Origin of the sequence: Mycobacterium sp. (genome assembly GCF_035697385.1) — a bacterium.
In the GTDB taxonomy this organism is placed as follows: Bacteria; Actinomycetota; Actinomycetes; order Mycobacteriales; family Mycobacteriaceae; genus Mycobacterium.
Genome location: NZ_DASSCY010000288.1, coordinates 1 through 21,481 on the forward strand (window position 1 = coordinate 1; position 21,481 = coordinate 21,481).

General features: G+C 65.6%; 15 protein-coding genes and 1 pseudogene. 7 read left to right on the forward strand and 9 right to left on the reverse strand.

Annotated elements, in window-relative coordinates; genetic code table 11:
• Nucleotides 1-468 (forward strand): annotated as a pseudogene (locus tag VFH65_RS24665) (hypothetical protein); the annotation flags it as partial.
• A 6-nt stretch (nt 469-474) separates the two neighbouring features.
• Here VFH65_RS24665 and VFH65_RS24670 read toward each other — a convergent pair.
• Entirely contained in the window at nt 475-1,818 is a 1,344-nt protein-coding gene (locus tag VFH65_RS24670; protein ID WP_353325082.1) for a maltokinase N-terminal cap-like domain-containing protein, read from the reverse strand.
• A complete protein-coding gene (gene treS / locus VFH65_RS24675; protein ID WP_353325084.1) occupies nt 1,815-3,611 on the reverse strand; it encodes a maltose alpha-D-glucosyltransferase in 1,797 nt (598 codons plus the stop codon). The genes VFH65_RS24670 and treS overlap by 4 nt, the downstream gene beginning before the upstream one ends.
• A gap of 255 nt (nt 3,612-3,866) precedes the next feature.
• Between treS and VFH65_RS24680 the strand changes: the two genes are divergently transcribed.
• The gene (locus VFH65_RS24680) at nt 3,867-4,256 is read left to right on the forward strand and encodes a hypothetical protein (protein WP_353325115.1); all 390 of its coding nucleotides are present in this window, start codon (nt 3,867-3,869) and stop codon (nt 4,254-4,256) included.
• A gap of 8 nt (nt 4,257-4,264) precedes the next feature.
• On the opposite strand, the gene VFH65_RS24685 is transcribed toward VFH65_RS24680, so the two are convergent.
• Nucleotides 4,265-5,143 (reverse strand): hypothetical protein, encoded by an 879-nt coding sequence (locus VFH65_RS24685; protein ID WP_353325086.1) that lies wholly within the window; start codon nt 5,141-5,143, stop codon nt 4,265-4,267.
• Nucleotides 5,144-5,407: 264 nt separating this feature from the next.
• On the opposite strand from VFH65_RS24685, the gene VFH65_RS24690 reads away from it, so the two are divergent.
• Genes VFH65_RS24690 through VFH65_RS24700 form a run of 3 tightly spaced genes read left to right on the forward strand, consistent with a single transcriptional unit; the run spans nt 5,408 to nt 8,064 of the window.
• Nucleotides 5,408-6,208 carry a HugZ family protein gene (locus VFH65_RS24690; RefSeq protein WP_353325088.1) on the forward strand — a complete coding sequence of 267 codons (801 nt, stop codon included), beginning with the start codon at nt 5,408-5,410 and terminating at the stop codon, nt 6,206-6,208.
• 14 nt (nt 6,209-6,222) lie between these two features.
• Nucleotides 6,223-6,801, forward strand: coding sequence for an orotate phosphoribosyltransferase (gene pyrE / locus VFH65_RS24695; protein ID WP_353325089.1), 579 nt, complete (start codon nt 6,223-6,225; stop codon nt 6,799-6,801).
• Between the two features lie 45 nt (nt 6,802-6,846).
• Entirely contained in the window at nt 6,847-8,064 is a 1,218-nt protein-coding gene (locus tag VFH65_RS24700) for a peptidoglycan-binding domain-containing protein (RefSeq protein WP_353325091.1), read from the forward strand.
• Between the two features lie 22 nt (nt 8,065-8,086).
• On the opposite strand, the gene VFH65_RS24705 is transcribed toward VFH65_RS24700, so the two are convergent.
• From VFH65_RS24705 to VFH65_RS24730, 6 genes are all read right to left on the reverse strand, one after another.
• Nucleotides 8,087-11,782 (reverse strand): hypothetical protein, encoded by a 3,696-nt coding sequence (locus tag VFH65_RS24705; RefSeq protein WP_353325093.1) that lies wholly within the window; start codon nt 11,780-11,782, stop codon nt 8,087-8,089.
• Nucleotides 11,752-15,963, reverse strand: a complete 4,212-nt coding sequence (locus VFH65_RS24710; protein ID WP_353325095.1) for a hypothetical protein — start codon at nt 15,961-15,963, stop codon at nt 11,752-11,754. Before VFH65_RS24710 ends, VFH65_RS24705 begins: the two co-directional genes overlap by 31 nt.
• Nucleotides 15,964-16,050: 87 nt before the next feature.
• The gene (locus VFH65_RS24715) at nt 16,051-17,100 is read right to left on the reverse strand and encodes an ABC transporter ATP-binding protein (RefSeq protein WP_353325096.1); all 1,050 of its coding nucleotides are present in this window, start codon (nt 17,098-17,100) and stop codon (nt 16,051-16,053) included.
• A gap of 97 nt (nt 17,101-17,197) precedes the next feature.
• Nucleotides 17,198-17,971: an ABC transporter permease gene (locus tag VFH65_RS24720; RefSeq protein WP_353325117.1), complete on the reverse strand. Its 774-nt coding sequence runs from the start codon at nt 17,969-17,971 to the stop codon at nt 17,198-17,200.
• A gap of 44 nt (nt 17,972-18,015) precedes the next feature.
• Nucleotides 18,016-18,876, reverse strand: coding sequence for an ABC transporter permease (locus tag VFH65_RS24725; RefSeq protein WP_353325098.1), 861 nt, complete (start codon nt 18,874-18,876; stop codon nt 18,016-18,018).
• A 6-nt stretch (nt 18,877-18,882) separates the two neighbouring features.
• Nucleotides 18,883-20,010, reverse strand: a complete 1,128-nt coding sequence (locus tag VFH65_RS24730; protein ID WP_353325100.1) for an ABC transporter substrate-binding protein — start codon at nt 20,008-20,010, stop codon at nt 18,883-18,885.
• Between the two features lie 195 nt (nt 20,011-20,205).
• On the opposite strand from VFH65_RS24730, the gene VFH65_RS24735 reads away from it, so the two are divergent.
• Together VFH65_RS24735 and VFH65_RS24740 are read left to right on the forward strand one after the other, a co-directional pair.
• On the forward strand, nt 20,206-20,781 hold the full coding sequence (locus tag VFH65_RS24735; protein WP_353325102.1) for a hypothetical protein: 576 nt from the start codon (nt 20,206-20,208) through the stop codon (nt 20,779-20,781).
• Between the two features lie 20 nt (nt 20,782-20,801).
• Nucleotides 20,802-21,479 (forward strand): DUF6461 domain-containing protein, encoded by a 678-nt coding sequence (locus tag VFH65_RS24740; protein ID WP_353325118.1) that lies wholly within the window; start codon nt 20,802-20,804, stop codon nt 21,477-21,479.
• Nucleotides 21,480-21,481 lie beyond the last annotated feature (2 nt).

The following is a 21,481-nucleotide window of genomic DNA, read 5'->3' on the forward strand; positions in this document are numbered from 1 at the left end:
GCCGCTTCGGTCGCTTCCGCGGCTGAGACTCCGGGCGGCCCTGTGGTCAACCCGGTGACCTACCTGTCGCAGATGTACGCGGCGGGCGCTGGCGGGTACTTCGACGCCATCGCGTACCACCCGTACCTGTACTCAGTGCCGTTCTCGGCGGGGGAGGGTCACGCGGGCGTGCCGATCACCCAGGCGGAGCAGCTCCACGCGCTGATGGTCGCCAATGGCGATGGCAACAAGAAGATCTGGGCCACCGAGTACGGCCAACCCACGTCGTCCGTCGACGAGACCACGCAGGCCGACTACATCCGCGACTTCCTGACCACGTGGCGGTCGCTGCCCTATACCGGGCCGGCGTTCATCTACACCCTGCGTGACCGCAACACCGGCAGCAGCAGTGATCACGACACGCTCGGCGTGTACCGGACCGACTGGACCCCTAAGCTCGCGCAGCGAGTGGTCGCGGAGTTGAGCTAGGCCCGATCAGCCGACAATCCGGGCGATGGACTTGAGCGGGATGGGAAGCCAGCCCGGCCGGTGCCTGGCCTCGTAGGCGGCCTCGTACACCGCCTTGTCCAGCTCGTAAGCCGCGAGCAGATGCCCGGAGTCGCGCGGGTCAGCGCCGGCGATCACGGCATAGCCTTCGCAGAACGAGGCGCTGTTGCGGTCCACCCATTCGCGCGCCCGCGCGGCGAGTTGGCGATCGCGGTCGTCGGCCCCGGAGTCTGAGGCCTGGTCCATGAGCCGTTGGTAGGCGGCGTACTCGAACGACCGCAGCACACCGGCGACATCCCGCAATACAGAGTCCGGCCGTCGCCGCTCGTCGAGTGGCTGGCCTGGCTCGCCCTCGAAGTCGATCAGCAGCCAGCTCTCCGGCGTGCGCAACACCTGGCCGAGGTGCAGGTCGCCGTGGACCCGCTGAACCGTAATCGTCTCCTCGGTGAGCTTGCGGAAGCGCTCCTCGATCAGCGGAAGGTATTGCTCCAGCCCGGGTACCGCCGTCGCCGCCGACAACAGCCGCTCCAGCACAGCGTCGGTCGGGAACAGGGTGGTGGACGTGCCAAGGCTCTCCGCGAGGGTCGCATGCACCGAGGCGACCGCCTCGCCGAGCCGGTAGGACTCACCGGCGAAGTCGCCACCCACCTCGTCGGCGTAGAGGTCGCCCTCGGCGAACAGGTCGCGGGTGCTGGCCATCGCCATGTCCCAGCCCTCCGCGGAATTGGCGGCGAACTCGGTGACCATGCCGAGCGCGCACGGCTGTCCGTCGGTCGTCGTTTCGGCGGACCCGAGCAGCCGGGCGACGTGGGGGTTGCCCGCGCGCGCCAGCACCCGGTTGAGTTCGATGTCTGGGTTGATCCCTGGCGTGATGCGCCGGAAGAACTTGAAGACCGCGTCCTCTTCGAACACCACGCTGGTGTTGCTCTGTTCGGCGCTCGTCACGCGTGGCGCGGCTTCCAGCGGCAGCGCGACGCCTGGCTCCTTGGCGAAGCGCACTGCGGTCTCAGGGGGACCCACCGTCGCCGACGAATCAACAAGGGACAACAGGAATGTCGCGTCCGCGGGGTTGTATAGCGCGTCGTACGCGGTGCGGTCACCGTCGGCGCCGATGGTGGCGACCGTGCTGTATTCGTCGATCGGGCCGGTGTCCCAGCGGACGATCACCTGGTATCGCTCGGCCGACCCGTCGCTGTACGACACGTCCAGCAAGACGAGGTCGAGGTCGTCGCGCAATGGAACGACGACGCTGGGTTGCGCGGACTTCAGCTCACGGCTGCGGCCGGCATACCAACGCTGCTGCGGTAACCATTCGTCAAACGGCAGGTTCATGGCTGCTCTCCAGACTCTGGGCTGGGCGCCCGTAGCTGAAACCAGTAGAAGCCGTGACCGGGCAGGGTCAGCAGGTAAGGCAGCTGGCCGACTGGGGGGAACTCAACGTACCCGGTCATCTCAACCGGGGTGTACCCGTTGTAGTGCTGCAAATTCAACTCGATGGGCTGCGGAAATCTCGAAAGGTTGTTCACACACATCACCACGTCGCCGTCGGCTTCGCGCACATACGCCAGCACCGACGGGTTCGACCCACCGAGCTCACGGAACGAGCCGACGGCGAACGCGTCATGGCGGCGCCGGACGGCCAGCATGGTGCGCGTCCAGTTCAGCAGCGACGTGTTGCTGTCCCGCTGCGCCTCGACGTTCACCGACTGGTAGCCATAGATCGGGTCCTGGTTCGGCGGCAGGTACAGCCGTCCAGGATTGGCGGTGGAGAAGCCGGCGTTGCGGTCGGGCGTCCACTGCATCGGGGTGCGCACACCGTCGCGATCGCCGAGCCAGATGATGTCGCCCATGCCGATCTCGTCGCCGTAATACAGCACCGGTGAGCCCGGCAGTGACAACAGCAGCGCGGTGAACAGCTCGATCTGGTTGCGGTCGTTCTCGAGCAGTGGCGCGAGCCGCCTGCGGATGCCGACGTTCGCCTTCATCCTCGGGTCCTTGGCGTACTCGGCGTACATGTAATCGCGCTCTTCGTCGGTGACCATCTCGAGCGTGAGCTCGTCGTGGTTGCGCAGGAAGATGCCCCACTGCGCCATGTCAGGGATCTCCGGTGTCTGCGCCAGGATCTCCGAGATCGGGAACCGCGACTCGCGCCGGACCGCCATGAAGATGCGCGGCATCAGCGGGAAGTGAAACGCCATATGGCATTCGTCGCCGCCCATGTGAGGATCGCCGAAGTACTCGACGACATCGGCCGGCCACTGGTTGGCCTCGGCCAGCAGCACCCGGCCCGGGAACTCGTCGTCGATCACCTTGCGGCAGTGCCGCAGGAATGCATGCGTCTCCGGCAGGTTCTCGCAGTTGGTGCCCTCCCGCTCGAACAGGTACGGCACGGCGTCGAGCCGGAAACCGTCAATGCCGAGGTCGAGCCAGAACCGCAGGACGTCGATCATCGCGTTCTGCACGGCCGGGTTGTCGTAGTTCAAATCGGGCTGATGGGAGAAGAACCGGTGCCAGTAGAACTGCTTGCGCACCGGGTCGAACGTCCAGTTCGATTCCTCGGTGTCGACGAAGATGATCCGCGCGTCGTTGTATTTCTGGCTGGTGTCGCTCCAGACGTAGTAGTCCCCGTAGGGCCCTTCGGGATGCCGCCTGGACTCCTGGAACCACTCGTGAGAGTCGGACGTGTGGTTCATGACGAGGTCGGTGATGACGCGGATCCCTCGCCGGTGCGCGGCGTCGAGCAGGTCGACGAAGTCGTCTACGGTGCCGAACTCGGGCAGCACCCGATAGAAGTCGCGGATGTCGTAGCCGCCGTCACGCAGCGGCGAGTCGTAGAACGGCGGCAGCCAAAGGCAGTCGACGCCAAGCCACTTCAGGTAGTCGAGCTGTTCGGTAAGACCGCGCAGATCGCCTGCGCCGTCGGAGTTCGAGTCGAAGAACGCACGGACAAGCACCTCGTAGAAGACCGCGTGCTTGAACCACGTGCGGTCCTCGGGCAGCGCGCGTGCGTGCCCGAAGTCTTCCGCTGTGGGATGTTCGACCACGCCGTGTTCGACGTGGCTGCCTTCCGCGGGATCGTAATCGGCGGATTCAGAGCTTCCTGGGAGACCGCTGGTTTGGTCCATACAGCCTTCAAACCTACCCATGTCGGCGCGAATTGAATCGGGGCGATTTCGCGGCAAAGCAGCGCGCAAACTAGCGGTTGAAACCGAGGTCTATCCGCGTTACCGTTTCGACGTCCAAGATCAGCGTCGCCGGTGCGCGCTCTCGCCGTCACTGGCAACGTTTCTACGAAGAAGAATTGAGTGGCTGTGGCTGATTCGGCGCCAAATGATGGTGAAGCTCCAGTAATCGTTGGCCTGGCCGATGCGGCGATGCACATGTATGCCGCCGCGATCGATGCGCTCCCCGATCCTCACGACCCCCAGTTCGGTGACCGGGCGGGGATCATCCTCGCCGGGCTCCGCAAGCTCCAGGGTTCGCTGTCGGACGCCGCGGGCCGCAGCAGGGTCACCCCTTCGGTCATCGTCGCGCTCAGCGGTGTTCGGCACCGTTACGACGATCTGATGGAGACCGCGGCCAACGGACCCGCGGCCACGCTGGGTCAGCGGCTCTACATCGCGCGGGGTCGCGCCAAGCTGTCGACGAAGGAAGCGGCCAACGGTGTGGGCCTGCGCAAGGACCTGATCGAGGCCGTCGAAGCCGAAGAGCCTGTCACCGAGGACGAGGCCACCAAGATCAAGGATCTCATCGCCGCGCTCGGCGGCTAGGTCACCGGCTACTCGAGGAAGCGTTCGGCGCCGGCCGTGCGCAGGTACCGGCTGCTGTTGGCCTGCCGGTAGCCGATGACGCCTCCGCTGAAGGTGAGGAACAGCAGCCCACCGACGCCGGGGAGAGCCACTGCGGCCAGCTCGCCCACGGTCGGGGTGCGCAGGAACCGCGGATAACCAGTCGGGGTGGCTTGCCCACCCAAGGGTGACGACAAGGTCGCCGGACGTTCCGTTCCCGACGACAGGGTTCCGCGGATCACCGGGGCTTTCGCGCCGGCGGCCGCGGTCGACGCGCCTGCGGCCATCGGTGGACCGGCGGACGCGCCGAGCGGCATACCTGGCACAAGCAGGCTTGGCATCGAAACCGCAGGCGCTGCCACCAGCGGGAGTTCGAGCACTGGCGGCCCGCCGTTGTCGGAGGCCATCGCCTGGCCACCACCGCCGCCACCACCGACGTCGATGACTGGTGCTTCCTCTTGTCCCCGAAACGCCGGCCCCGGTGTCGGCGTGGGTTCCGGCTGGGACAGCGCGCTGAAGAAGCCGTCGATCGTCGGCACGGGCACCTCGACGGTTCCGAAGAATACGGACGGATCCGTCCAGCCGGTCGCGGCGATCTCCTCGGGTGTGGGCACCCGAAGCACCGGAATGGAAATGGAATGCTTGAATCGCGGCCAGTTGCCAATGCCCGGCGCGGGTTTCTTTTCTTCTTGATCTTCGGCCGGCTTGCGTTCGTCGTCCTCCCGACCCGAACCGACGGTGCTTGTCGGCGGATCGTTGTCCGGCTTGGATTCACCGCCTGGTTTGTCGTCAGAATTGGTCTCGGCAGTGCCCGACGCCGTTGCGCCGCCCTCTGTGCCGCCGCCAGCGGATTCACCAGGATCCGCCATTGCGACCCCAGCGCCTGCTCCCCCGAGCACGAGACCCATTGCAAGCGCGCCGGCACACGCGATAAGTCGCATTGCCGACGCCGTCACAATCGGTACCCTTCCGCTTTCAAACGTTGCTCGCGAAACAGAATTATGGGTGCGATTCTCGCATATTCGCGCCGAATAGTTGCGAAAAAATTTTGCTGCACTTTTGGAGCCGTTCGACGGACGTGTCAGTTTGTTGCAGGGCCCGGCAACCTCGGGAGACTTCGGTATGGTGCCGACGTGGCAACCCGCGATCACGGCGACCCAGGCGATGCCCCGTCGGTCCCTCCTCCCCTGGCAAAAGTGGCGAATTCGATTCGCCCGTCGGCCGCCGAAGAAGCACGCACAATCACCGCGTCGACGAATACCGGCACACTTGCGACGCTGACCGCCGACGGCGACCCATGGGCGTCGTTCGTCACCTACGGTTTACTCGGCGGCGCACCGGTGCTGTGCGTGTCGAACCTCGCCGAGCACGGCCGCAATCTGGCAGCCGACCCGCGGGCGAGTATCGCGATCGTCACGCCCAACGCGGAAACGGACCCGCTCGCCAGTGGTCGGGTCACCCTGGCGGGCGTCGTCGAGCAGCCCACCGGCGACGAACGAGCCGCCGCGCGTGACGCGCACCTGGCCGCTGTCGCCGCGGCGAAGTACTACATCGACTACAGCGACTTCTCGCTGTGGGTGTTGCGGGTGCAGCGGGTGCGCTGGGTCGGCGGGTACGGCCGGATGGATTCGGCGACCGGTGACGCGTACGCGGCCGCCGAAGCCGACCCGGTGCAGCCGCACGCGGCCGGGGCGATCGCCCATCTCAACGCCGACCATGCCGGCGCGCTCATCGAGATGGCGAAAGCTCTCGGCGGCTACCCCGACACGACCACGGCCACCTGCACCGGCGCCGACCGCTACGGCCTGGATCTGCGGGTCGTCACAGAGCGCGGCCTTGCGTACACCCGAGTGGGCTACGCCGCACCCATCGACTCGATCGACGAATTGCGTTCGGCAACGGTGGCGCTGGTGCGCCAGGCCCGGCAGGGCTGAAATACCATCCGCGTATGCCTGCTACGAGCGAGCGCCCGGACACCTGGCAAGCGGCCTTCGACCTCGTCCGCACGCGCGGCTACGAGCGCCGCGAGGAGCCGTTCAAGTTGGCCAGCGGGCAGCTGAGCCACGACTACATCGACGGCAAGTTCGCCGTCGACACCGGTGAGCGGCTGGCGATCGTCAGCCGCGCCGTCGCCGACCTCGCCGCGCGTCACGGAATCGAGTTCGACGCCGTTGGTGGCCTCACCATGGGCGCCGACCCGCTATCGCACGGCGTCGCGATGGTCACCGGCAAGGCCTGGTTCTCGGTTCGCAAGGAACAGAAGCAGCGCGGCCGCGAGCAGTGGATCGAAGGCACCCGTATCGAACCCGGCATGCGGGTGCTGCTGGTCGACGACGTCATCAGCACGGGCGGCTCCACCGAGATCGCGTTCGACCGCGTGACCGCCGTCGGCGCGGTCGTCACTGGTGTGATCCCGATGGTCGACCGCGGTGACGTGGCCGCCAAACGCTTCGCACAGCGCAACGTGCCGTTCGTCGCGCTGATCACCTACAAGGATCTGGGCATCGAACCGGTCAAGGACGTCTGAGCGTCGTCGAGTCGTAGACGCAGCCACCACGGAAAGGGTCCGACAATGGGATTGCGATCTGCGCGCTTTTCGGGAGACAGGCTGCTCGAGCAGTGCGCAGCAGGCACGTTCCGGATGCTGGCCGGCCAGGAGAGCTTGTCGGTCATGCGGGTTCAAGAGGCGCTCCAAGCACTCACGTATTCGCCAGGCGCCCTGGACGGCGTCTTCGGCCCGGACACCGGTGGCGCCGTCACCGCCTTCAAGGTCGACCAAGGACTGAACCCGTCGGACCCGGTCGTCGGACCTGGCACGTCGACAGCGCTTGACGCCGCGCTATTCGTCGATCCACCGTCGCTGGACCCGGCTTTCGGGGAACTCGCGCCGTACGTCGCCAAGCATGTGGTGGAGCCGTTCGTCGGATTCGAGCTGAACTTCCTGGTGACCCGCCCGCTCGATTCATTGCGCCACGAAATCGGCTTCGCCATGCTGTCGCTGCTGCGCTCGCAGTTCTGCCTGGCAATCGTCGCGCAGAGCCGGGCGCTGGACATTCCCGATCCGCGCGTGACTGCCGAGGCCAAGAACTCCATGGCGAACCTCCACGGCTCCGCCGTGGCTGTGCCATTCACCGGCACGGACGGCGTCGACCACGTCACCGTCGCGATCAGGGATCTGACGATCATGGGCCGCCGGTACGCCACCAATGTCTACGGCCAGAAGGCCAAGGTCACCCTTCGCGGCGCCCTGTGTCACGAACTCACCCACGTGCGCAATTTTCATAAAGACCTCACTTCGACGCCCGACAGCGACGGCTCGGTGTACCTCGACTACGGGTTGTCCGCGAGCCTCTCGGCATCTACCGGCCAGCCGACCGCGATCACCTTCAGTCACTTCGTGCACGAGATCGTCGCGTCACACGTCGAGTGGATCACCCGACGAGAGGACGAGGGCGATCCGTTCGCCGCGAAATTCCTGCCCGCCGCCGCGCTCGCGGAGGCGGCGCATTACTACTTCGCGGAGACCGACCTGTCATGGTTCCGCGATAACGGCTACATGGCGGCGTGCGTCGCCGCAGGCGACGAGGTGACCTACCGGCAGATCGCGCTGTGGCTGCGCGCCGCTTCGGGTCTCGTGTTCAGCGACGACGCGCAGACTCAAGAGGCCAGCGCGCAACTGTTCTGGGACGCCGCGGCTGCGGCGGAATTCGCCGCCTTCAACCCCGATGCCCCGCACGTCCCCGCCGACGGTGTCTATCCAGCTCCGAACGACTACGTCACGCCGGACTAAGCCGCCGCATCCACGGGGTAAGTCAGAAGATCGGAACGACATCGAGGAACACCGTCCGCTGCTGCAGATCGGCGGCGATGCTGCCCTGGGGTGCGGACGGCAAAGGGACTTCGATGTCTTCGATTTCGCGCACCACCACTCGTAGCAGTCCGGTGCCGTGGCGGACGTTCAGCGGTGGCAACGGAGCGTTCAATTCGCCGACGACGACGCGGCCGTCCCGATGCCACAGCCCCGCGTGGGTTTCGTTGGCGGATGTCACGTCGCTGACCTCTGCGAAGGCTCCCTCGGGCAGGAGGCACTGCTCTACCACCGCGATCACCTTGTTGGATCGAGGCCCGACCGGCCCGATGCCGTTGAGTCGCAAGGTCACATCGTCGCCTGAGCGGCCGACTGTGAGTGTGCGGTCGGGCATCAGCGGCACGAAGTCGGTCATGACGGTGCGGGACAGTTCGCAACCCTTAACGCTCTCCGGCTGGTAGCGGGCAACAGCCAACCGCACAAATGGGCTGTACGACTGCTCGGTATCCGCAAGCGGAATCTCGATGTCGGCCCACCACCGATCCGCCTCGTCGTTCAGGAAGGGCCGGAAGGGAATCACCGCGACGGGCTGCTCCGTCTCCTCGAGCGTGCATGCCAGAGGGGCGAGGTCGGAGCCGAAGACGTGGGGTTGCAGATAGCCGCCCGTTTCGGGGGTCTGCCAAATCGGGTCGCGGTACAGCCGAGATAGGTGCCGAGTCGCTTTGTCCAGATAGGGCGGTGAGGTATCCGCGGCGAGAACCACCGCCAGCTGCTCGCCTTCGCCGGAGACATTCCACGGCCGGGCCAGCTCGATGCGGACCGTCTTGCCGCCGCGGCGGCGTTGTATATACCCCGAGTCGACGACGACGCTCCTTGAGAATGCCGGTGTGGCAGAGAGCACGACCGGTGGCGACGGCCGCGCCGAGCTCGGGATGCTGACCGCGGGAAGCACTGTGCTGCTTTGGAAGTCGGCATCTGGTGCGGGATCGAACAGCGTTCGGTGGCGACTCACGGCAGTCAGCGTGTAGGTGACCCGGCGATGGCGGGTGTCGGCGAAATCGTGGCGGAACGTCGACACTATGCCCGTACCCGAGCCACGCGGATGCGGTGGAACGTGGTTGGTGAGCACCTCGTCATTGCGGCCCACGGTCAACGAGGTGACCTGTTCGGTGACTACCGGGCCGGGTAGTTCGCTGTCTGCAGGCTCGCGCCATTGCGCGCTGACATCGACCTGACCTGTGCTGGCACGGTGAATGCCAAAGAGCTTGTGCTCGTGGCCATTGTCGGGATTGCCGTCGGCCAACACGGCGAACAGCTCGCCTTCCTCGCGCGCGGGGACGAGTCGCGTGTGGGGCGGGTTCATGGGCCGACGCACGGCGTGCACGAATTCGACGACGCGCGGCGGAGTCGCCATTGGATGCCGGCCCTCGGCAATCTGGCTGTCTGCCACGCTTGCGGCCCACGTCTTGATTTCGAACTTGTCGAGTTCCTCGGAGTCGAGGGTGGACGACAGCTCGATGTCGGCTTGCAGTCCTGGTTCGAGCCACACCATGAGAGTGCTGCGCGTGCCGACCGTGAGCCATTCGATGGTGTCCCCTGGCGATTCCCGTTGCCGCAGTTCCAAACCCATGGCCAACGGAAGCGGCCACCGCGGCGCCCACGGGCTGCGGGCCTGACGACTGGGAGCAGGTGAATCGGCACCCGGCCTGACGAAGGCCTGAACACCGGTCGCCGCGGGGTCGGGCAGCCAGTTGTAGGAGCCATTCTCGTCGGCGCCGGGAGGGCCGATGGCACGCTGTACCAACGCCCATGTCGCTCGGTCGGCTCCGTCAAGGACGCCGTGCTGTTCTGCGAGCACCATCGACGCCGGCGGAGGCAGAAGGATTCTCGACTGGTTCGGCGGATACTGCGCAGCGAACTGTTCGACGTCCATCGGAGTGTCTCCCATAGGGTCGCTGCGGATGATCAGCCGGTCGATGGAGCCGCCGGCGCCCAGTGCGTTCGGGTTGGGCTTCAGTTCACCGTTGGTTGCATCGACGGTGAACATGCCTGGCACTGGCGCGAATTCGGGCGGCGGAACGGGCTCGTGGCGCCGGAACTGTACGAGTCTGGATGAGCCTTCGTTTTGGCCGAGTTCTCCGCACTTGAGCCCGCCACCCGCCATGTCCGCGATGCGGACGCGCAGGAAGTATCCCTTGCCGAACCGCAGCGGAACCTGGGGTCTGTCGGTCTGGTCGAAGTGGAAGTCGAAGTGGAAGGGCAGCGTGTTGCCACGCGCGGTTTCGCGTCGTCGTGCGCCGTGTTGATCGAACGTCGGGCGTGGAATCGCAAGATTCCAGCCGTTCCAACGGACGATCATCTCGTCGGCGCGCAGCACCGCGTCCGTGCCGATCACCGCCGCGTTCGCCTTGACCGGTCCTTCCTCCACGACCGGGTTGGCGATGTCGACGTCGACGCCATCGAGCTTGCAGGTGTAAGTGGCGTTCCGCTCACACAGCGGGGTCCATTCGCCGGCCTCCTCCCTGACGTCGACGCAGTAGCCCGACGTCAGATCGTCGGCCGTGAGCTCTCTTTCGTGCGCCTCCCCCGCGTTGTTGGCGAGCCGGTCGGTCATGACCTCCTTTCGGCGGTTGCGCAGCAATGCAATGCCGGCCGAGTGCAACACAGGCGGCGTCACGGGGCCGGGATCGACCGAGGCGCCGCGGTGACCACCAGAGTCGGCGCCCATCTTCTGCGCACCGTCCCGCAATCGGCCGACGGCGCCGTCCACATCGAAGGTGACCAGGCTCCAGCGGTCTGATGCCCCGCCGGTTGGCTCTACCGCGATCTTTTCCGCCCCAGCGAGATCGACGATTCCCCGTGTCACATCGCTGCCCTCGGCGGGTGCGGGCAGGAAGCGAGTGCGGTCGAACTCGAATCTGGTCCAGGGCGTGACGATGTCGACGTCGGAGGGGACTTGCGAACCGAACGTGCATCCGATGCGGATCAGCGCAGCGTCGCCCGACGAGACGATCGGAATGACGCTGGTGGGTACCTTGAACTCGAGGATGAGACCTAGTCGGATCAGTACGGCGGGGTGCGCCCGCAACGTTGACACGATGCGCTGAAAGTCAGGTGCGGGCCAGTTTTCGGGAGCGCTAGAGCCATGCGTGGCTCGTGGCGGGGCCGAGCTTTCCGGCAACTCCTGCCATTGCGCATACTGATCTTCGACGATTCGAGCCACCGCGGTTGGATCGACGTGGTCTCCGCTGTATGCGCCAGCCGACGCTGTGTAGTTGCGTGCGATCCTGCGGGCATCCTCGGTCGTCTCAGTTACGTTCAGTTGCCCGTAGTTCACGTTGCGCGACTTGCGCACCGTGACGCCCCCCGAGAAGAACGCGCGCCACACATCGCTGGACGCGCCCGCCGACGGGGCGAGCGGGGTGGAGTGCCGGACAGAGTCACGGTTCGGCGCGATCTGCACGGTGAAGGTCGCATTCCTGACGACATCGGGCCAGTCCTCGAAGCCGAAGTCCGACAACGGCTTTCCGGGATCCGATTCGAGATCAGGCTCATGCCCGCCCATTCGGAGCTGCGGAACGATCAGGGCGCGCAGCGGGGCGATACCGTCCGCGGTGACCTGCCCGCCGGGAACTGCGATGACGAGAATCTGGCTCTCGATATCCTCGTTCACGCGAATGCGCTCCGGTAGGCCTGCCACGCCGCCACCCCGGCGTCGTCGGTGTCCGAGGCCGCGTCGTGCGGCGCAGCGAGACGGCGATGGCCCGCGCCCTCCGCGCCGGAGCCACCCGCGATCACCCATTCCCCGCTGTCGAGTTCGAATGAGTCCGAGTAGAGCGTGACATCGATGTCGACGACAATCGTGGCACGACCGACGAGGTGGTTTGCTTCGGAGTCATATGCGAGTTCGACCCGCAATTCGATAGCAACGGAGACGAGCCCGAGGATGTCGAGGCTGCCGCCGATGTGGAGGTAGCCGGTCAACACCGCCGCGCCGGACACCAGGGCGTATCGGATGCCACCGAAGGCGTGCACCTCGGCATGTCCCACGCCGAAGTTCATGCCGATCGCGGCCCCGAACTGCAGGGAGATCTCCAAACGGCGCAGTCCGCTATGGATCAGCTCGAGATCGACGTAGCCACCGCCGCCGAACATCAACACGGTCAGCGTGAAAGGCCGCTGACGGGACGCGAAGCCGAGTCCGACGGATACCGACTCGTCGTTGCTGAAGGGCACCGTCAGCGCTGCGCTGAACAATGCGTTGCTGATTACGAACCCCAACGCCGAAGCGTCTGGCAGTGGCAGCGCATATCGTGCGACGACCCTGTCCCTCGAGGCGTCGACTTTGACCGGCAGATCCTTCAAGACGCCGATCACCTTTCGCAGTTCGTTCAGTAGCCGCAGCTTGCCGACGAATGCGATGTCCGTGATCTCGACCTTCAGACTGGGAGCTTGCCCCTGTACCTGATGGAACTTAACCATGCCGAAGGTGAACTCGATCAGGGCGTCGTCATCACCCGGCGGCATTCGCAACTTGAAATCAGTTACTGTGCAGGTCGTTTCATTCCTGTCCGCTGAACTGACCACCGCGATGCTCACCGTCGAGGTCGGCGCCGTCGGGCTGAACATCGGCGACTCGGCGGGTGACGCCTTCAGGCCAACGCCCTCCCACGTCATCCTCACCTCGTTGGGCATACCGTCGCGGACGATCGTCTTGAGCTCCGGCGGAACGTGGTTGCTCTGCACCAGGTCGCGTAGGTCAAAGCCAAGTAGCGATGCGCCATCAACGAACAGGTCGCGAGGATCAAGCGATTGCGCCCCTGCAGCGTTGACAAGGCCGTGCACCTGAGAGACTCGGTCGACGATCATCTTCGGAGCCGCTAGTCCACCTGCTCGATCGGTGCTGCCGGTGAAGTCGACCTCGAGGTCCTTGAGGGTGTTCTGCGCCGCGTCGACGACCTCTCCCTTGATCTGCAGCGGAACATCGTTGGCGACACCCTGCAGGTAGTCCCCGGTGAACGTGACGCGCGCCGTCGGATCGGTGCCAACGAGCGAACGAATGGTGGGCACTGCGACGTCGGCCGCCCACGACAGTGGGTCGCCCGGCAACCCGAGTGATGGCAGATAGCCTCTGCCCGCGAGATTTCCGACAATGTTCAGCCTTCGTACCTCGTGCACCGTCGTCTGCGCTTCGGTGCTGACGGGAGGATCGGCGGGCGTGAGATCTATGGGTACCCCGGGCAGTTGTACGACTCCGTGACCTTGGGTGGTGTATTTCTTGTGCAGCGCGGCGGCAACTCGCGGATCGGTCAGCGTCGTGAATGGCGGCCGGAGATCCCCTCCCAGGTCGAGGTCGGCGACGAAGATCAGCGGGACCGTGACGTGCACGTCGCCGTTGGCTGCTCGGCACCGTATCGGAAACCGCATCGGCACAGCGTTGTTCGTCGGCATGAAGAACGTCGGAATGTCGACGGTTCCGAGCCCTTCTTCAGTCAATAGGTCGATCGCGCGCTGGATGCGTTGCCGATCGGCATACAACTTCAGGTATCGTCCGGCGTCGCCGTCGACTTCAGCGAGCAGCTCCGTCGTGAGGCCGAATTGATAAGCGCCGTTGAATAATCCGGCGTGGATGGGAAACATCTCTCGGTTGAGCTCAGCGCAGCGCGCTTCGAGTTCGGCAACTTGGCGCGTCGAACGCGCAGTGTTGGTCCAGTGGGCTTCGTCGAGGTTTCGGTACTCGCGGGTGGCCAGCTCCACCTCGCTGAACGGGAAAGCACGGCGCAGTTCAGCCGGCGCGGCTACACCCGGTCGCACCAAAGGCTCGACCACATAGAGCGTATTCGTCTTGCGCAGTACGGCAATGTCTTCGTCGTCGCTGCGTTCGGTCATCTGCACCCACACCGCTCGGTGCCCGAACGGATACAGCACTCCCTTCAGCGCCGTCCGCACGATGTGGTCGCGGCCGAGGATGGCGCGGTGGTCCCATTCGAACTCATCCCAGCGGCCCGATGCCGTCAGTGTGCCGCCCAGGCTGCTCAATTCGAGTCGGTCGGCGGATGCCGGTGTGTCCTGTTCGGCGATGAGAACGCGGTCGGCCTTCGGGAGGGCAACGACGAAGCCGTCGTCTCGACCGGCGTTGACGCCCTTGATGCGCAGCCCGCCGTCGCCTTCGGCCGTTCCGAACCGGGTGCGCCACAGCCCGAAGGTGCCGTCGCGGCCGATAGGCGTCGTGGGATGCCGGATCATCACCTGCTGTTCAGCTTCCGACGACCGCGGCGCAAAGATCAGCCCGCGCGGCAACTCGATAGCCGAGGCGTCCTCATTGCTGTCCACGGTGTTGTCGTCAAGTCCGGCCAGGATCCCCTCAGCGGTGAGCATCAACGTGGAACTGGCGTTGAGTGACACACGACTGGGCCCAGAGAGTAAGGCGAGCCAGAAGCGACTCGCGGGGGCGGGTTCGTCGGCGCGGGACGTCTCTTCTGCGATGTGCTGGGGCGGGAAGGTGACGCGCACTGGTCCATGCCCGTTGGTGAGTTGCGGCACGAAACCGTCGTTTAGCTCATGAGTCGGTGCGTTCAAGCCGACGAGCAGGTGGTCCTCGGGGCGGATGATAAGGAACTCCGGCGGCTCGTCGTCGGTGCTTCCCGCGAGTGGGTCCTGGGGTGGCGCCTGCTTGAAAAAACTTGCTTTCCACTCGAATTGCTCCCAACGGGGGCGCTGGACCTGCCACCTCCACACCTGCACCGCGTAGTCGCCCGTGCGCAGGACCAGTTCCATGGTGTCCTTGTTACGCGCGACTGCCACTGGGTTGGATGCGAATCTTCCGCTGACGGACCCGCGATCCACCCACTCTCGCAGCGGGCTGCCTTCCCAACTCCAGTGGTGCAGCTCTGATCGTCTGTCGCGGAAGAATATGTCGGCGTCGCCGACGCCACGGCTGACGGCTATGGGATCGAAGTCCAGAAGGGCACCTTCTGGACCAACCTTCTCGGGCCCCCACCAACCATCTTGCGTCTTCGCCGACTCGACAAAACCACTGCCCCAGTGGATCAGGGCGCCGTCGGGAAGGCCGGGAACCAGGACACCGTTAGCTGTGCCGGGGACGATGCCCGGCCCTTTCCGCTCCTGCGCGCGAACAAAGACGTCCTGTCGTCTTGGTTCCCACGAGAATGCGGCGATCGCATGACCCGATTGCGCGAAGTTCCCCGTCCGCAGAGAGGTCGCGCCACTTGCGGTGCCGTTCGCGATCGTCACCGTGTCGACGGTGAAGACGTCCTTTTGGACGACTCTTTCGCTGCCCGTGACCTTGTCCCGCTCGGTCACACCGATCTGGTGTTTGGCATTGAAATAGACATCGATCACGCCGGTGCCTCGCCGGACCACGACGGGATCTGACTCGATATGGTTCGGCGAAGTGATGGGTACCCGGGCCCCCCAGCGACCGGCCCCGGTCTTCATCCACCACCGAATCGGCCCATCGACACTTTTCGCGAAGACGTACAACGTGTCGTCGTCGGCCACGGCGCGAGGCTCGGTGACAACCAGCCCAGGCAGGTCCTCCGGCATCCTCCAGAGTCCCGTTGTGACGTCCCACGACCAGTGCAGCACCGTCTTACGCATGCTGAGCGCGAAGACGTCCATGCCCTTGGGCCAGCGCCGGATCGCGACAGGGTCGGAGTCGAGGTCTCCGCCGAGGTCGATCGCGCTGTCCACAGCATTGGCGACGCCGCCATATCCCCAGATGTGGATCAATGTCCCCTCGGGCGAGCGCATGAAGACGTCGAGATGATCGGCGTCTCGATGCGTCGCGACGGCTCTGCCATGTTCGGGCATCGTCGCGCCTCCCAGCGATTCCGGAGCGGGGCTACAGATTTCACCCATGCGTCGCCATGCTGTGCCACCGCACTCGCGCCGGACGTTACCCCGAAGGCCTGGTCGACCTCAGTCCTTCGGTGCGATCGCAGATGGTCAGGCGGCGTCGCTTTTCACCACAAGCACCCCGCTCGGCTCCACTCCCACCGTCACCGGGTCACCCGGCGAGAATGCCCTGGCCGCCGAACTGGCCATCTGAGCGCTGATCACCGAACCGTCGGCCAGCGTGGCGTACACCCGCGAGATCGGCCCGAGGAACGCCACGGAGCTGATCGCCGACGTGCCTCTTGGGTCGGCGGTGACGGTGACCGACTCCGGCCGCACCATCGCCAGCCCCTCGCCGGAGGTGATCGACCCCGCCAGCGCAGGCACCGTCGCGCCGAGTAACCGGGCCTGCCCGCCGGATACCTGTGCCGGCACCTTGTTGTTGAGCCCGACGAACTCGGCGACAAACGGCGTCGCGGGGTTGGCGTACAGATCCGCGGGCGCCGCCAGCTGCTCGAGCTTGCCCTGACTCATCACGCCGACGCGGTCGGCGACGGCGAGCGCCTCCTCCTGATCGTGGGTGACGAACAACGTCGTCGTACCGACCTCGAGTTGCACGCGCCGGATCTCGTCGCGAAGCTGTGCCCGCACCTTGGCGTCCAGTGCGGACAGCGGTTCGTCGAGCAGCAGCACCCGCGGCTGGATTGCCAGCGCCCTTGCCAGCGCCACCCGCTGCTGCTGGCCGCCGGACAACTCGCTGGCGTACTTGTGTTTGTGCGCGGACAGCCCGACAAGGTCGAGCATGTCGGCGGCGCGAGAAGTGCGCTCGCTCTTGGCTTTTCCGCGCATCTTGAGCCCGAATGCGACGTTGTCGAGCACCGTCAGATGCGGAAACAGGCTGTAGGCCTGGAACACCATCCCCATATCGCGTTTGTTGGCGGGCACCTTGCTGACGTCCTGGCCACCGACCGACACCGTGCCCGACGTGGCCTCGTCGAGGCCGGCGAGGATCCGCAGCGCGGTGGTCTTGCCGCAGCCCGACGGGCCAAGCAGCGCGACCAGCTCGCCCGGCTCGATGTGCAGGGTGAAACCGTCGAGCGCCTTGACCGTGCCGTAGACCCGGGTCAGGTCGTTGAGGTCGACAGCGACACCGTTGCTCATTCCTCGACTCCCGCTCGTCCCCTGCCCTGCGGGCGTGGGCCCACCGGTCCTCGCTCGTTCCTCGCTGCGATCCTCACTCGCGGTCGTCTTCGGGTTGTCATTCAGAAACTCCCGTGGGTGTGGGTGCCGCGGCGTCCAGGACTGGAGCGCGGCGGCGGCCGCGGGTCACCAGCGAGAGGATCAGCAGCAGCACAAAACCGAAAAGCAGCACGGCCAGCGACGCGGCCACCGACGTCGGCCCGTCGCTCTTGCCGATCGCGACGATCTGCACCTGCAGCGTCTGGAAGCCGCTGAGCGAGGCGATGGTGTACTCGCCGAGCACGACCGCGATCGAGATGAACGCGGCCGACAGGATGCCCGACCAGATGTTGGGCACCACCACCCGCAGGATCGTGGTCGTCCATCCGGCCCCCAGCGACCGTGCCGCCTCGGCCAAGGTGCGCAGGTCTATCGACGACAGCGCGGCATCGATTGCGCGGTAGGCGAACGGCAGCACGAGCACGACGTAGACGAACGTCAGGGTCAGCGCGGACTCACCGAGGAAGTACGTCACCCACAGATACACGTTGCGAAGCCCGACCACGATCACCAGGGCGGGGATGGTCAGCGGCAACAGGCACAGAAACTCGACAAGGCCCTTGGCCCATGGCGTCCGCAACCGCACCCAGATCATCGTCGGCACCAGCACCAAAAGCATTGCCACCACCGTGAATACGGCCAGCAGCAGCGAGATGACGATCGCCTGATACAGCGCTTCGTCGGCCACCAGATTCTTCCACGCGGCCATGGTGCGCCCGCCTGCGATGAGATTACGCGTGGAGAAGTCGGCCATAGCGTAGAGCGGAAACAGGAAGAACAACCCGAACAGCATCCACAGCAAGCCGCGAAAGATCTTGCCGCCCAGAGTGGTACGCCTCACTTCAGCCACCTCGCGGTGCGGCGCACCAGCGCGTTGTAGGCCATCATCACCAGCGCGACGACGACGATCATCTCCAGTGCCAACGCATAAGCGAATCCCGACTGACCGAGCACCACTTCGCTGGTCAGCGCAGACCGGATCAGCAACGGCACGATCGGGCTGCCCTGGCTCACCAGCGCCGCGGCCGTCGCATACGCTGCAAAAGCGTTGGCGAACAACAATAATGCCGATCCCAGGAACGCAGGCAGCAGCAGCGGCACGGCCACCTCGCGCCAGTATTGCCACGTCGACGCGCCGAGGTTGACCGCCGCCTCGCGCCACTGATCGCGCAGGCCTTCGAGGGCAGGCACGAACACGATCACCATCAACGGAATCTGGAAGTAGGTGTACACCAGTATCAGGCCGGACAGGCCGTACACCCAGCCGGAGCCTGCGAGATTCCAGCCGAACATCTGTTGCACCCACAACGTCAGCACGCCGTTGAGCCCGACCGTCGCCAGGAACGCGAATGCCAGTGCCACACCGCCGAATTGCGCCAGCACGCTGCACAGCGAGATCACGGCGCGGCGCACCATCGAGGTGGGCGGGCTGCTGACGATCAGCCACGCCAGCACCGCGCCGAGTACCGCACCGATGAGCGCCGTGCTGCCCGACAACAGCACGCTCTTCCACAGTGCGTTCAACGCGGTGCCGGTGAACAGTGCCTGGATCCGCGCAAACGAGAACACGCCGTCGGCGTACACCGCGCTGACGATCACGGTGATCGTCGGGATGATCAGAAAGATCGCAACGATGGTCAGGAACGGCAGCAGTGGCAGCCCGTCGCGGACCCGTCGCGCCAGGGTGTCACCCGGCATCGCGCGTCAGCCGATCGCCCTTGCCCAGTTGTTGGCCAGATACTCCGTGGCCTTCTTGTTCTGGTCGACGGAGACGATCACCGGCTCGCCGCTGACCGCGGGCAGCGCGTCCCATGCCGCCTTGTCGATGGTTCCGGCCTTCTGCATGGACTCCGCGCGGACCGGGCGTGCACCGCCGCCCAGATAGAGGTTCTGGCCCTCATCGCTGAAGAGGAACTCCTGCCACAGCCGCGCGGCCGCCGGGTGCGGCGCGTCCTTGTTGATCGCCTGGAAGTAGTACCCGGCGACGGCAGGGCCGGGCGGCACGACGACCTTCCACGACGGGAGCTTCTTGGTCTCCGCGGCGTTGAGGTAGTCCCAGTCGATGACGACAGGGGTCTGCCCCGACTCGACCGTCGCCGGCGTCGGGTCGACCGGCAGGAAGTTCCCGGCCTGCTTGAGCTTGGTGAAGAACTCGACGCCCGGCGCGATGTCGTCGGCGGAGCCACCCTGCGACAGCGCGACCATCATGACGCCGGAGAACGCGGCACCGGCTTGGGTGGGATCGCCGTTGAGCGCGACCTTGCCCTGGTATTCGGGCTTCAACAGGTCGTCGACTCCTGCGATGTCGGGCACCTTGGCCGAGTCGTAGCCGATGGACATGTAGCCGCCGTAGTCGTTGACCCAGGTGCCGTCGGCGTCCTTGAACTGGCTCGGAATGTCGTCGAACGTCGCCACCTTGTACGGCGCGAACAGCGAAGTGTTGGCGAGCGCCACGGACTGTCCGAGGTCGAACACGTCGGGCGCGGTGGTCTTGCCCTTCTGCTGGGTGGCCGCGTTGATCTCGTCCTGGCTTGCCGCGTCGGGTTGGGCCGAGTTCACCTTGATGCCGTACTTGTCGGAGAACGCCTTGATGATGGCGCCATAGTTGGCCCAATCCGGCGGCAGAGCAATGACATTCAGCTCGCCTTCCTTCTTGGCCGCCTCGACAAGACCCTCCATGCCGCCGAAGTCCTCGGCCGAGGTGGCCTCGCCGGCCTTCACGCCGGAGTCGGTCGCCTCACCCGCGTTCTCTTTTTCGGGCGGAGCACACGCGACCAGTGCCGCGAGGACGAGAGCCGATGCGGAGGCTGCCAGCAGCCGGGATTTCTTCATTGCCGAACCTTCCGATGGACACGAGACGGCGAGGTGGCGCAGCGGTTACGGCGCCGGGTCGCCGCGGTGAATGAATCCAACAAAGCGCCCGAACACTACCGCGGCCAGGCAGCTGTCGCGCCGTGTTCTTTCAGAGTCGGCGCGGGTATGCCGCCAACCGCGCATATGCCCTGGTACCGGCAGTACCATCTTTACGTGGTTGAACGCGAAGCCCCGGGGGACTTCGATTACCTCTTTGACGACCAGGCGAAAGCCGACGAGTCGGCGAACGATGAGCCCGACGATCTGTACGACGACCTCGACGGCGAGAACGTCTGGGACCGTGATCCCGAGTCCGCCGATGACGGCGCTTTCGACGCATTCGACACGAACACCTGGTATTTCAAGCCGGCCCCGACACCCTGGTATCGCACCAAGCCGGCGGTGACCGCGCTGATCGCCGCCGCCGCGGCGATGGCCGCGATCGTGGTGTCCGCGGTGCTGCTGGCGTTGCGCGCACCGGGCGACACCGATGACGCCACGACGACGGTGACGCCGACGGCGCCGACGAGTGTCGCTCCAGAAGCACCTGCGCCCAGCTCAGCCCAACCGCCACCGCCACCGCCTCCGCCGCCGGAGACGTCAGCGTCGTCGGTCAACACGGCGCCAAACGTTGACGCTCCGAGGGTGCGCCCGCGGGAAAGCAAGGAGCCGGAGATCGGCGTCACCCGCACCCCCGCCACGCGCTCGCCGATCAGCGTTGCGCCGCAGCCGCGCACCGGACGCAACTAGCAGTGACACCCGATCGCACTGTGACGGCCGCCGCCTATTCGTGGTGGAGGTCTTGGCGACCGGACTGGGCCGAGGCGCATTGCGTGACGCTCGTCGGCGACATCGCGCTCGAGTCCTTGATCACTTCGCTGGGCGCCGTTCCGGTGGCCAACGTGCGAGGCATCGACGCGCTCGACGAACGCACCGACGAGCACTGGGTTGGCGGCTACGACCCGCCTCAGGCAATGGTCGGCGTGGCCGACATCGATGGCAAATGGGTATTGGTTGCTGAGATCAACGGCTTTGTGGGAGTCACCGAACGCCTCATCGGGCCTATGTCTGTTGGCCGAACAATCGTGTCGCACTTCAGGAATGTCAATGCAGTGCACCGCTTCAACTGGTGGCGGGATGGGCGGTTGTTGGTTGACTTCGATCTGCTGTTTCCGGAAGAGCGGTTCGGAGCCGATCCCGATGCACTGCTCGACGACATCCGTGGCGTGGGTGTACCACTGGATGCCCAACCGGATGCGATCGCCGGAATTGACCTCAGCGCGGCGGGATTTGCGCTCGCCCAGCGCATTACCAACGTGGTGTGCACGCCGGAGTTGTTCGAGCGCAGCGACTTCCTCGTGGCGGTTGTTGCGATGCCCAGTAATGAGGACCAGCAGCGCTACGGGGAGGCGCTTCGCGCTACGTGGCGCACTCCAACTACCTGGTGACT